Here is a 12414-nt window from a genome sequence, read left to right as displayed (position 1 = left end):
TGCCAGCGGTCGCTCGCCGACGGTGCCGCTCGCCGGTCGCTCGCCGACGGTGCCGGGCGTGGGGGGGGGAGGGGGAGGGGGGGGGGGAGAGAGGGGGGTGGGGGATTGCGCAGTTGGGGGACCACCGCTGGGGGGTTTCCTGGTGTTTGTCGCCCCACCCCCGGGTCGCCCCCCGGAGCTCCGATGGCCCGCAGCTACCTCGGTCACGTCCTACCCGACCGCCTCGACCTGAAGATCGAACCGACCCGGACGGCGCTGCTCGTCGTGGACATGCAGAACGACTTCGTGCACGACGACGGATACTGCGCGAAGGCCTTCGGCACGGCGATGGTGGCCGGCTTTCAGAGCGTGGTGACGCCGATCGCCCGGCTCGCCGCCGCAGCCCGCACCGCCGGCGTCGCGGTGCTCTACTGCCGGGTGGTGCAGCATCCCGACGGGTCGCTGGCCTCGCCGGTCTGGCTCGCCGACAACCTGCGGCACGGCTTCGAACCGCTGCACTGCATGCGTGGCACCTGGGGTTGGGAGATCGTGGACGAGCTCGCCCCGCAGCCGGGCGAGGTGGTGTTCGAAAAGCTGCGGCGCAGCGCGTTCGTCGGCACCCAGCTGGAGAACCTGCTCCGCAGCCGGGACATCCGCAGCCTGGTGGTGGCCGGTGTCGCCGGCACCGGATGTGTCGAGTCCACCGTCCGCGACGCGATCGAACGGGACTACTTCACCGTCGTGCCGGCCGACTGCGTCGCCAACAACAACGCCGAGCTCACCGCCGCCTGCGAACCGGCGTTCCGGGCCCTGCTCGCCTCGGAGGACTGGACCACCAGCGATCAGGTCGTCGCGGTCTGGACCGGCTCCTGACCCCGCCGTACGGGGACCGTCGTCGGTCTCGCACCGGACGCCGACGCCTGCTGATTCGCACCGGCTCCACCGGTGACGTTACGCACCGACCGGCGAACGCAGCATCACTGTCGCGAGACGGGGCACCGGCCGGTCAGCCGAATTGGTTCGCGGCGTCGGCCCGCAACCGGGCCTTGTCCGCCTTGCCGCCCGTGCGCATTACCAGATGACCGCCGCCGTGTGGATCCGCGGCATCCTGGCCGAACACCACGGGCTGCCGGTCGACGCGGTCAGCTACCGCACCGGCGGTCTGCACCACGCCGCCGGCGGGAGAAGCTGCTGGACCCGGCGGAACTGTTCGCCCCGGAGACCCTCGCCGACACCCTCGTCTGAACCCGACACCCGACATGCTGGCCTCAGTCCGGGCCGGCTACGACACGGCGGACCGGCGCAGCAGGGCCCGCAGGGCCGGCTCCTCCACCGGCCGGGACAGGCCGAACCCCTGCCCGAACTCGCAGCCCATAGCGGTCAGCTCGGCCCGCTGGTCGTCGTTCTCAATCCCCTCGGCCACCGTGCTGAGCCGTAGCCCTCGACTCATCGCCAGGATGGCCTGGACCACCGGCAGGCAGGTCGGATCCTCGGCGCCGATCCGGCTCACGAAAATCTTGTCGATCTTCAACTCGTCGATCGGATAGCGGTGCAGGTGGCCGAGGGAGCTGAATCCGGTGCCGAAGTCGTCGAGTGCGATCCGCACGCCGAGTCGACGCAGCGCGGACAGCTGCGACTCGATCGCGTCGTGCTCGGTGGCCAGGACGCTCTCGGTCATCTCCAGGGTCAGCGTGGCCGGCGGCAGGCCGGAGCGTTCCAACGCGGCGAGCACGTCCGCGACCACGTCGCCCAGCATGAACTGGCGCACACTGACATTGACGTTGATCTGCAGCGGTCGGCCGCTGAGCCGCTGCCATCCAGCACCGGTGACACAGGCCTCGCGGAGAATCCAGCGGCCTAGTGAAACGATCAGCCCACTGCCCTCGACCAGCGGGATGAACTGGTCCGGCCGGACCATGCCGCGCTGCGGGTGACGCCATCGGACCAGCGCCTCCACGCCGCGTACCGCACCGTCGGACAGCGCGTGGATCGGCTGGTAGTGCAGGACGAACTCGCGCCGCGACAACGCGTCCTGCGCCTCCACCTGCAGGCGCACCCGGTCGACCGCAGCCTGGTGCAGTTCGGTGCGGTACCGCACCCGACGGGCCCGGGGCGCGGCCTTGGCGATCTGCAACGCGATGTCGGCCTCGCGCATCAGCCGGTCGGCGTCGGCGTCGCCGTCGCTGACCGCGATGCCGACCCGGGCGCCGATCAGCCGCAGGTGGCCGGCCACCTCGATCGGCCGGTCGAAGACCGCCAACAGGTCGTCGGCGATCCGCTCGGTGTCGCGGGCAGCGGCCCGCTCGGCAGTCAGCAGCACCGCGAACTCGTCACCGCCGAGGGCGGCCAGCAGGTCGGTGGCCGCCAACCGGCGCCGCAGCAAGCCGGCGACCTCGACCAGCAGGTCGTCACCGGCCTGGTGGCCGAGAGCGTCATTGACCACCTTGAACGAGTCGATGTCGACCAGCAGCAGCGCGACGTCGGTGGTGCTGCCGAGCGCTGTGGCCAGGCGTTCCCGCAGCAGGGCCCGGTTGGCCAGGCCGGTCAGCGGATCATGGTACGCCTGATGGCGCAGCCGCTCGGTGAGCCGCACCCGCTCGGTGACGTCACGGACGGCGAACAACAGCCCGTGGACGTTCGGATCGTGCAGCAGGTTCTGCCCGCTGATCTCGACGGTGGCCGGCTCCTCGGCCTCCGGGGTCAAGACCCGGCACTGCAGGGCCTCCGCCGCGCCGGCGTCGCCGAGCAACCGCGAAATCCAGGCGTCGGCCGCCGGCCGGTCCGCCGGGACGATCCAGGACAGCAGCCGGTCGCCGGGCAGCCCGTCGGCGAGCCGGAACACGTCCGCCGCCGCCGGGCTCAGGTAGCTGACCGTGGTATCCCGGTCGGTCAGCACGATCACGTCGCGCGACGACCGGACGACCGCCTCGAACCGGGCCGCCGTGCCGGCCTCGTACCGGCGGACCGCGAGCAGCACCAGGCGCAGCGCCAACGACGACAGCAGCAGGCCGGGGCCGTACTGGCCGAGCTGCACCTCAGCCAGGGTGCCACCAGCGGCGAGCACGCCGGTGGTCATCGCCGCGAGGGTGAACCCGACCGACAGCAGAGCGGCGGGCAGGCCGCCGTAGAGTGCGCGCAGCGCGGTGCCGACGAACAGCACCCCGCCGGCCGGTAGCGCCCCGACCCCCCAGATCACCACGCCGACGGCGACGGCGGCGAGCAGGTCATGGCCGATCGTCGGTTGTTCCCGCCGGTACAGCCGCACGGCGAGCACCGCCAGGACGGCGACGGCCGGCAGCACCGGCCAGGACCGGCTCGGCTCGACCACAGGCGAGATTAGCCACTGTGGAACTACCGTAGCCAGGCATGCCAGCAGGAACGCCAGGAAGGCCCGGCGTACCACCGGCAGCAACGGCTGGTTCGTCCCGACCTTCACCCAGGAGCGCAGCGCGGTCAGCCACTGCCGGCGGCGTCCAGGGGCCATGTCCGCCAGACTACGGCCTGCGATCATGGCCCGGGGGGCCGACACTCCAGCGTTCGGTGTCCCTGGTGGACTGTTCGGTGGATAGCGTGGGCCGGGCCGCCGGTGGTAGCGCCCGGTACGTCACAACAAGTTGGACCGGTGGAATCCGCCATCGACCGGGACCATCGCCCCGGACAGGTACGACGAGTCCGGGGTCCGGTTGGGAAACGGCGCGTTGCCGACGACGATCCCGTTCGACGAGATCCCGTGAGACCCGTACTCCTTGGCGATCGAGGCGACCAGGGCACCCATTCCGGCCTTTGGCGGCCGCGTAGGCCGCACCGTTGACCTGGCCGTCGGTGCCGGAATCGAGCCGATGCCGACGATGTGCCCGCGCCCGGCGGCCAGCATGCCGGGCAGTACGGCCCGGGCGCAGAGGAACACCGAGGTGAGGTTGAACGCGAGGAATCCGCTCCAGTCCTCGATGCTGGCGTCGGCCACCGTCGCCCAGGCGGCTCCGGGCAGTGCTCCATCGGCGTTTGTTGACCAGGATGTCGGCTGGGCCGTACCGGTCGACCACCTCGGCGACCAGGGCGGCCACCTGGTCGGCCGAGGTGACGTCGCCGAGGTCACCGGCGGGTACCAGCTCGGCCCGACCGGGTCTCGGCGATGCTGTCGGGATTGATGTCGTTGACGACAACCCTCGCTGATTCGGCGGCAAACCGCAGCGCGGTGGCCCGGCCGGTCCCCGGCCGGCGCCGGTGACCAGAGCAACCTTTCCGGTGAATCTCCCGGGCATCGCGTCAGCCTTCCCGAAACTCGACCTGGGGCGACCCAGCCCCGCACCGACACCCGTCACACCGTCGCACCAAGCGCTTGATCGGCTCTGCTACGCTGGCGGCCGCTCGTTGGACCGCAGACCCGAAAGAGGCACCGTGGCAGAGTCGCTGGATCGACGACAGCAGATCATCGCCTGCGCGGCGGCCTTCTTCGCCAGTCGCGGCGTGGCCGCCACCACGGTCCGGCAGATCGCCGACGAGGTAGGCATCCTGTCTGGCAGCCTGTACCACCATTTCGACTCGAAGGAAGCGATCATCGAGGCCATCCTCGGCCCCTACCTGGAGGATCTGCGCCACCGGTACGCCGAGGTGCTGGCCGGAGAGAACGACCCGGCGACCCGGCTGCGCGAGCTGGTCCGCGCCTCGCTTGACACCGCCGCGGCCCACCCGCACGCCACCGAGATCTACCAGAACGACGTCAACTACCTGCGTGTCCTGGCCCGGTTCCACTACCTCAAGGACGTCGCCCGCGAGGTGCAGAGCGCCTGGCTCGGGGTGATCGAAGCGGGCGTCAGCAGCGGAGCGTTCCGCCCCGACATCGACACTCGGGTGTTCTACCGCTTCATCCGCGACGCGGTCTGGCTGTCGGTCCGGTGGTTCCAACCGAGCCCCGACAATCCCACCAGCCGGCTCGCCGACCAGTGCACCGCGATCTTCCTCGACGGCCTGGCCGCGCGCCCGACCGATGCGGGCACGCCGGCCCCGGCCGGCTGACCGGCTGGCTGCTCACCCGGCGGCCAACGAGCGCCCGCTCAGATATCCGTACCTCATTGCGGCGGCGAGCGTCGTACCGGCACCCGGATAGCCCGGTCCGAACGGGCTGGCCGCCATGTTCCCGCAGGCATTCAGCCCGCCGATCAGCCCACCGTCGACGTCACGCACGCCGCCCATCCGGTGCGTCGCCACCCGGCCCTGCTCGGCCAGCAGATCGAGATGCAACGCCGTATCGTTGACCGCTAGCATCCGGTGGTACGGCGGCCGATCGTCGAGCGTGCGGCGTCGCGTCCAGGGCAGGGTCCGCGCCACCAGGTACGCGGTCCACGCGCCGGCACCGACCGCGGCCGCCATCTCGGCCAACCGGTCCCGGTGATGGGCCAGCAGTTCGTCCGCCCGTCGATGGACGCTGTCACCCACCGGCCCGTGCGCCGGCACCGGTACACCCGTCCGCGACCGGGTGTGCCCCCGGCGTCATCCAGTCCGACCCCGTCGCCATCGGGCACCCCCTCGTGCTGACCAACCAGCCACCGACCATACCGGTCGCTTGCTTGGCTACCGGTGGTGCCGCTCACCCGTCGCCGGTGATCGTCCACACACCCAGCGGACACGGTGGATCAGTAGCCGCGCCACGCCGCCCGACTGTAGGTGAGCACCCGGGGGTCCAGCAGCGTCGACGGCTCGACCGGCACCGGGCCCCGGTCCGGTGGAAAGACCTGCGCCGCCCGCAGCACCTCGGGGTCCAGGAAGCGCAGCGTGGGCGCCTCCGCAGGTACCCGCGGCGTCGGCACCGGGCCGTCCCCCTCGCCGTCGGCGACCGCGAGCAGGAAGCCCCAGTCACCGAACGACGGGACATCGACGTGGTACGGCCGGGTCGTCCAGCCCGCATGCCGCACCGACGCCTCGATGCACCAGAAGGCACGCGGCGCGAAGTACGGGGACCCGGCCTGCACCACCATCCGGCCCTGCGGGCCGAGCGCCTGCCGGACCAGCGAGTAGAACTCCACTGAGTAGAGCTTCGCCGTCGCGGTCTGGTCCGGGTCCGGCAGATCGACGACGACCGCGTCGAAGACCCCCGGTGCGCCGCGCAGCCAGGCGAACGCGTCGGCGTGCACCAGGCGTACCCGTGGATCGTCGAAGGCCGCGCCGTTGAGCGCCCGGATGTCCGGCTCGGCCCGGGCCAACGCGACCACCGCCGGGTCCAGCTCGACGACCGTCACCGAGGCGACATCGGGGTAGCGCAGCACCTCGCGCAGGGCCAGCCCGTCCCCGCCGCCGAGCAGCAGCACCCGGTCCCGCCGACCGGCCAGCGCCGGATGGACCAACGCCTCGTGGTAGCGGTACTCGTCCACCGAGCTGAACTGCAGATCCCCGTCGAGGTACAGCCGCAGATCGGAGCCGTCGGCGACCGGCGACACCGCCCGGGTCAGGACGATCTCCTGGTAGCGGCTGCGTTCGGCGTGCACCACCGGATCCCGGTAGAGCTGCTGGCGCGCGGTCACCTCGAAGTCCGCCGCCACCAGATAGGCACCGGCCAGCGTCGCCATCACCACGGTGGCGGCCAGGACGACCCCGGCCCGGCCGCGCCGGCCGAGATCACCCCGGAAGACCGTGCCGACCAGCAGGATTCCGGCCAGCGCGTTCACCGCGCCGACCAGCAGCGCCCCACGCAACTGGCCGAAGAACGGGATCAGCAGGAACGGGAAGGCCAGACCGCCCAGCAGGGCACCGACGTAGTCGGCCGCGAACAGGTCGGCGACCGCGCTACCGGCCGACTGCGCCCGGATCCGCTGCAGCAGGACCATCAGCAGCGGAATCTCCGCCCCGATCAGCAGCCCCAGCACGAACGCGGTCGCCACCAGCGCGGGCGCGTAGAGGTCCAGCCAGGCAAAGGCGGCGTACAGGCCCAGCACCGACAACCCGCCGAGCAGCGCCAGGGTGAGCTCGACCGCGGCGAAGGCGACCACCGCGCGGTGCTGCAGCGGCTTGGCCGCCAACGCGCCGACGCCCATCGCGAAGACCATCACGCCCAGCACGATCGACGCCTGGCCGACAGTGTCACCGATCAGGTAGCTGCCGAGGGCGACCAGCGCCAACTCGTACACCAGGCCGCAGGCCGCGCAGACGAAGACCGCGGCCAGGACCGCCGGGCGGGCCAGCCGGGCGTACCGGGTGACGGGGCCGGCACCGTCACCCGGCGCCGGCACCACGACCGCCGACATCAACCGACCACCGACGACAGCTGCTCGCCGACATCAGCTGATCGCCGCCGCCACGATGGCACCGGTGGCAAGGTGGATGGTCGCGCTGACCCAGACCGCCGGGTGCGGCTCCCGGTCCACCAGAATGTCCCCGAGGCGGCCCGGGGTGACCGCGTCCAGCAGCACGAACGACACCGCCATCACGAGCAGGCCGAGCAGCCCGTACCCGGCGGTGCCGACCAGGCCGGTGACGAAGCTGTTCTCCCCGGCGGCGATCGCGGCCACGACGATGGTGCCCACCGCGAACAGGTTCGAGGCGAGCAGCACGGTCGCGTTGCGGTTGCGCTGCGCCCAGATGAGTTCGTGCAGCTTGCCCGGGGTGACCAGGTCGACCAGCAGGTAGCCGAGCGCCATCAGGACCAGACCCACCCCGGCGTACGCCAGGGTGAGCAGCAGATCGACGAACAGAGTGCGGAACATGTGCCAACTCCAGGTGGTGGGATGGGGGTGGTTACTTGCCGGTGCCGGGACCGCCGCCCCGGATCGTGCTGCCGCGCTGCCAGTTCCACGAGTTGCCGACGACGGAGCGGTACCGGGGGTACGCGGTCGTCATGCGTTCCAGCAGGATCAGCGAGCCGGCGGCGATCGGCAGGATGACCACCGAGTCGTCGCCGTAGCGCAGGTAGTGACGGTCACCGACGGTGTACTGGTCGGCCGGGCTGAACGCCCGGGTGAGCTGCTGCGCCACCTGGCGCGGTGGCAGGTCGGAGCGGTACCCCTCGGCGTCGGAGCCGATGTCGTCGACCACCGAGCGGGCGTAGCTGCGCTCGACGTAGCCGCGGGCGGAGAAGGTGCCGGCGGCCAGCCCGCAGCACGACACGATCACGCCCACCAGAGCGAGGACCACGCCACCGACGATCCACTTGCGGGAAGTCACCGTACTGTCACCACCGTCTCGGTCTCGACCAACTCGGCTGTCTGCGGGTACGCATGCCAGGTGCGCCAACTGATCCGTGCACCATCGATCCGGGCGTGCAGCGCGGTGAGTGCGTCGGGGCTGCCCGGGAAGACGCCGACCAGGGCATGCGGGTCGCCGGTCAGCTGCCGGCGGAGGTGGTCGGCCCGCCCGGCGAGCTCGCCGGCCGACAGCCGAAGCGCCCGCGCGGCGAACCGGTAGCCGTCATCGGCGTCCACCACCGCCGGCAGGTCGGGCGGGTGACCGGGCAGGCAGGCGAGCGTCTCGACCAGGTCATGGCCGGCGGTACGCAGCACGACCTGGTGCGAGGCCCCGAGTAACCGCAGGCGCAGCAGCCCTGCCGGCTGCGAACCGGGCGGCTGCGAACCGGAGCTGGAGCGGGCACCGCCGCCGGCGCCCGGCAGCGGCAGCTCGAGCACGTGCAGGGCGGGTCGCTCGGCCAGACCCAGCGCGAAGCTGAGCTCCGCCGCGCTGGTGTCGACGTACGGTGCGTCCAGGGCGACCAGCATGTCAGGCCTTCCCGACGGTAGGTGCCTGACCGGCGGAGGGGTAGATCATCACCTCGGCGCGGTGCAGCACCTCGCCGAAGCCGACCTCCCACCGGCCCGAGTCGCCAAAGCCTTCGAAGGACAGCCGGGCGTTGTCCGGGGCGGTGTAGTCGAAGTAGCGCACGAAGCCGCTGGGGGCCAGCCCGGTCGCCCCGACGCTGGTGAACCGGGCCTGGCCGGACTCGTCAAGCCGGTACCGGCGCCCGGCGACGTCCACCGCAGCCGGGCCGGGCTGCAGGTGTTGCAGGTCGGGCCCGGCCGCCCGCCACAACACCAGCTCCAGGTCGGGATCGGACTCGACGGAGAGCCACAGCTTGTCGCCCCGCGCGTCGTCGAGGAAGTGCTCGCTCCAGGTCCAGCTGCCCTCGGCGAAGTGCAGGCTGCCGCGGACCGCGTACGACTGTGCCCGGATCTCCACGATGTCGCCGGGGCCGAGGCGACGCGGATCGCCACGCAGCGCGTCGGTGTCCCCGGTGTGGAACGGGTCGACCGGTCCCCCACCGGACCTTTTTCGAGAGCTGCCGCCGCGGGTCCGGGTCTGCCACACGGCGATCGCCGCCACCACCACACCAGCCGTCGCGATCAGGCATCCCAGCCCGGTCACCAGGTAAGCAATGGTCCCGTTCATCATCGCCGCCGTCCTCCGCACGTCGCACCGGTCGACGACCGTAACAAGTGCGCGCACGTCACTCACCGGTAGCGCGACTAAGTGACGGGTCAGCTACAGAAAGCAGCGACTTCAGTGCAGGTGTGTGTCGAACCATCCGGCGGCGTCGGCGGCGACCCGGTCCAGCGCGCCCGGCTCGGCGAACAGGTGACCGGCGCCTGGCACCACCCGCAGGTCGTGCGGAGCCCGCAGGGCAGCCGCAGCCGCCGCGTTGAGCTCTGCGACCTGCGGATCAAGCTCCCCGACCAGCAGCAGGGTCGGTGCCCGCACCTCGGCCAGGACGTTCCCGGCCAGGTCCGGCCGACCGCCCCGCGACACCACGGCACCGACCCGTTCCGGCCGGGACGCGGCGGCACTCAGCGCCGCCGCCGCGCCGGTGCTGGCGCCGAACAGCCCTACCGGTAGGCCGTCGAGCTCCGGCTGTTCGACGGCCCAGTCCACCACCGCGGTCAGCCGCCGGCTGAGCAGGGCGATGTCGAAGCGCAGTTGGGCGGTGGTCGCGTCGATCTGCTCCTCTTCCTTGGTCAGCAGATCGGCCAGGACGGTCGCGAGGCCGGTCGCGTGCAGCCGGCCGGCCACCATCCGGTTGCGTGGACTGAGCCGGGAGCTGCCGCTGCCGTGGGCGAACAGCACCACCGCGCGGGTGCGGGCGGGCACCACCACGTCAGCGTCGAGCGCGACGTCGACGGCGGGGACGCGGGTCGCGGTGTCCTGGGCCACCTGGGCCGGATACCCGGCCGGCGACCGGTCATGCCTGCGACTTGACGATCAACCGTTGGCCGGCGGATCGCCCTGGCTGCCGGTGTCCAGCTCACCCCGTTACTGGACCGACCTGGTGGCCGACCGGTACGCGACGAGCAGTGCCCGTGCCTTGAGCATCGTCTCGTCGTACTCGTCGGCCGGGTCGGAGTCCAGCACGATGGCACCGCCGGTGCCGACGGTGAATCCGTCGCCGGTCAGCACCGCGGTACGGATCACGATGCTGAGATCGGCACCACCGCCAAGGCCGAAGTAGCCGAGGGCACCGGAGTAGATCCCCCGGGCCCGCTGCTCCAGCCGGTCGATGATCTCCATGGTGCGCAGCTTCGGCGCACCAGTCATTGACCCGCCGGGGAAACACGACCGTACGCAGTCGACCGCGCCTACCGACGGACGCAGCCGCCCTTCGACGGTGGACACCAGTTGGTGCAGGGTGGAATAGGTCTCGGTGGCCAGGAACCGGGGAACGCGCACCGAGCCGACCTCGCAGACCCGGCCGAGATCGTTGCGGAGCAGGTCGACGATCATCAGGTTCTCGGCCCGGGTCTTGGGCGAGCTGGCCAGCGTACGACGTAGACGGTCGTCCTCGTCGGCGTCGTCCGCGCGGGCCGAGGTGCCCTTCACCGGGCTACTGTCGACCCGGCCGTCCGGGCGGATGCGCAGGAACCGTTCCGGTGAGGAGCTGGCCACGGCGATGTCGTCCAGCCGCAGGTAGGCGGCGTAGGGCGCGGGGTTGGTCCGGCGCAGCGTCTGGTAGTAGGCCAGCGGATCCGCGACCGGTGGCAGCCGCAACTGGTTGGTCAGGCAGATCTCGTAGCTCTCGCCGCGGCGCAGCTGAGTGCGGGCCGCGTCGACGTCAGCGAGGTAGTGGCTGCGGTCGCGGGCGGACGTCACCCACCGCCGCAGGTCCGTCCCGGCGGGCGGTGCCGCCGACTTGCCGGACGGCCCGGGCCGCGCCGACGACGGCACCACCCGCAGCCGGGTCGCCGTCGCCGCCAGCCAGTCCCGGGCGGCGCGCTGCCCGGCGTCGTCGACGCTCAGCGCCACCAGGTAGGTGCGCCGGTGTAAATGGTCGACGGCCACCAGCCGGTCGGCGAAGATCCAGACCGCGTCGGGGGTGTCGGCCCGGCGGGCGGTGGTGGGCGCGCAGTCGGCCTTCATTTCGTAGCCGAGATAGCCGACGTAGCCGCCGGCGAAGTCGAACGGCAGCTCGGCTGGGGGCATCCGCCGCCGCGCCAACCGCTGGCGCAGCACGTCGAGTATGCCGCCGGGCTCCTGCTCGACCGGACGGGCCGGCCGGCGCACCTCGACCCGGCCGCTGCCGACCCGGTAGCTGAGCACCTCGGCCAGCGGTCCGTCGGCGTCACCGAGGAAGGAGAACCGGGAACGCCCGGCCGCGACGTCGGCGCCGTCGAGCCAGTACGCGTACTGTGCGTCGGCGTACAGCTCCAGGAAGGCCGCCTCGGTGTCGATCTCCGTGTCGACGACCGTCACGTCGCACCGCCAGCCGGGGTCGGCAGCCGCAGGGTCAGGGGCCGGCTGCCGGGTTGTCACCGACGCGGTGGCGGCGCGGCGCGGCCCGGCCGTCACCGGACGGACGGTGGCGGTATCAGTGGCGGTGGCTGGCCCGACGGCCCGCGCCAGGGCCAGGAAGTTGCCGACCAACCGGGCGCCGTGTTCGGTGCCGATCGACTCCGGATGGAACTGCACACCCCAGCGGGGCAACCGACGGTGCGTCACCGCCATCACCGTGCCGTCGGCGGCCCTCGCGCTCACCATGAGGTCCGCCGGCACCGGTTCGGTCACCTGCAGCGAGTGGTACCGGACCGCCGCGAAACCCTGGGGTATGCCGGCGAACAGTCCGGTGCCGGTGTGCCGCACCCGGTCGACCTGGCCGTGCCGGGCCCGTCGCTGGTCGACCCGCGCGCCGGCGTGCAACGCGATCGCCTGGTGACCGAGGCACACCCCGAGCACCGGCAGATCACGCCGACGGTCGAGCAATTCCCACCCCCAGCCGAGGTCGGTCACCCGGTGCGGCCGACCTGGGCCGGGCGAGATCACCACGCACTGCGCGGCGATCTGGTCGACGGCGGCGAGCCGGGGGTCGTCGTTGGCCAGCACGGTCGGCTCGCTGCCGGCGACCGCCGCGAGCAGCTGGAAGAGGTTGTACGTGTAGGAGTCGTAGTTGTCGACCAGCAGGATCCGCACCCGCCACCTCCCACCGCGTCACGGCACCGGCCGATTGTCCACCATCCGCCGGAGCGTGTT

At 71.9% G+C, this 12414-nt stretch carries 13 protein-coding genes; 2 read left to right on the top strand and 11 right to left on the bottom strand.

Annotated elements, in window-relative coordinates:
- Positions 1 to 852: cysteine hydrolase family protein (locus ACXAHD_RS04170; protein WP_475048692.1), on the top strand; the 852-nt coding region annotated here is incomplete at its 5' end.
- A gap of 133 nt (positions 853 to 985) precedes the next feature.
- On the opposite strand, the gene ACXAHD_RS04165 is transcribed toward ACXAHD_RS04170, so the two are convergent.
- The 3 genes from ACXAHD_RS04165 to ACXAHD_RS04155 all read right to left on the bottom strand — a co-directional run bounded on the left by ACXAHD_RS04165 (position 986) and on the right by ACXAHD_RS04155 (position 3943).
- Positions 986 to 1150: a hypothetical protein gene (locus ACXAHD_RS04165; protein WP_289213034.1), complete on the bottom strand. Its 165-nt coding sequence runs from the start codon at positions 1148 to 1150 to the stop codon at positions 986 to 988.
- Between the two features lie 111 nt (positions 1151 to 1261).
- Positions 1262 to 3463: a putative bifunctional diguanylate cyclase/phosphodiesterase gene (locus tag ACXAHD_RS04160; protein ID WP_289213035.1), complete on the bottom strand. Its 2202-nt coding sequence runs from the start codon at positions 3461 to 3463 to the stop codon at positions 1262 to 1264.
- 120 nt (positions 3464 to 3583) lie between these two features.
- Entirely contained in the window at positions 3584 to 3943 is a 360-nt protein-coding gene (locus tag ACXAHD_RS04155; RefSeq protein ID WP_289213036.1) for an SDR family oxidoreductase, read from the bottom strand.
- A 434-nt stretch (positions 3944 to 4377) separates the two neighbouring features.
- Here ACXAHD_RS04155 and ACXAHD_RS04150 point away from each other — a divergent pair, with 434 nt between their 5' ends.
- Positions 4378 to 4995: a TetR/AcrR family transcriptional regulator gene (locus tag ACXAHD_RS04150; protein ID WP_289213037.1), complete on the top strand. Its 618-nt coding sequence runs from the start codon at positions 4378 to 4380 to the stop codon at positions 4993 to 4995.
- A 12-nt stretch (positions 4996 to 5007) separates the two neighbouring features.
- Here the strand turns inward: ACXAHD_RS04150 and ACXAHD_RS04145 are convergent, their stop codons facing one another.
- From ACXAHD_RS04145 to pabB, 8 genes are all read right to left on the bottom strand, one after another.
- Complete coding sequence (locus ACXAHD_RS04145; protein ID WP_289213038.1) at positions 5008 to 5433, bottom strand: hypothetical protein; 426 nt, start codon at positions 5431 to 5433, stop codon at positions 5008 to 5010.
- A 179-nt stretch (positions 5434 to 5612) separates the two neighbouring features.
- Complete coding sequence (locus ACXAHD_RS04140; protein WP_289213039.1) at positions 5613 to 7217, bottom strand: polyamine aminopropyltransferase; 1605 nt, start codon at positions 7215 to 7217, stop codon at positions 5613 to 5615.
- A gap of 33 nt (positions 7218 to 7250) precedes the next feature.
- Positions 7251 to 7676 carry a DUF350 domain-containing protein gene (locus tag ACXAHD_RS04135; RefSeq protein ID WP_123602248.1) on the bottom strand — a complete coding sequence of 142 codons (426 nt, stop codon included), beginning with the start codon at positions 7674 to 7676 and terminating at the stop codon, positions 7251 to 7253.
- A gap of 31 nt (positions 7677 to 7707) precedes the next feature.
- Positions 7708 to 8133 (bottom strand): DUF4247 domain-containing protein, encoded by a 426-nt coding sequence (locus ACXAHD_RS04130; RefSeq protein WP_123602249.1) that lies wholly within the window; start codon positions 8131 to 8133, stop codon positions 7708 to 7710.
- Positions 8130 to 8681, bottom strand: a complete 552-nt coding sequence (locus ACXAHD_RS04125) for a DUF2617 family protein (protein ID WP_281555286.1) — start codon at positions 8679 to 8681, stop codon at positions 8130 to 8132. Before ACXAHD_RS04125 ends, ACXAHD_RS04130 begins: the two co-directional genes overlap by 4 nt.
- 1 nt (position 8682) lies before the next feature.
- On the bottom strand, positions 8683 to 9348 hold the full coding sequence (locus ACXAHD_RS04120; protein ID WP_289213588.1) for a DUF4178 domain-containing protein: 666 nt from the start codon (positions 9346 to 9348) through the stop codon (positions 8683 to 8685).
- A gap of 111 nt (positions 9349 to 9459) precedes the next feature.
- Positions 9460 to 10107 carry a dienelactone hydrolase family protein gene (locus ACXAHD_RS04115; protein ID WP_281555287.1) on the bottom strand — a complete coding sequence of 216 codons (648 nt, stop codon included), beginning with the start codon at positions 10105 to 10107 and terminating at the stop codon, positions 9460 to 9462.
- Positions 10108 to 10206: 99 nt separating this feature from the next.
- A complete protein-coding gene (pabB, locus tag ACXAHD_RS04110) occupies positions 10207 to 12354 on the bottom strand; it encodes an aminodeoxychorismate synthase component I (protein ID WP_281555288.1) in 2148 nt (715 codons plus the stop codon).
- Positions 12355 to 12414: the final 60 nt, after the last annotated feature.

Source organism: Micromonospora sp. ABR4_055 (assembly GCF_056160425.1).
The sequence above is the reverse complement of the archived record's forward strand: the minus strand, read 5'-3'. Positions and strand labels throughout refer to the sequence as shown.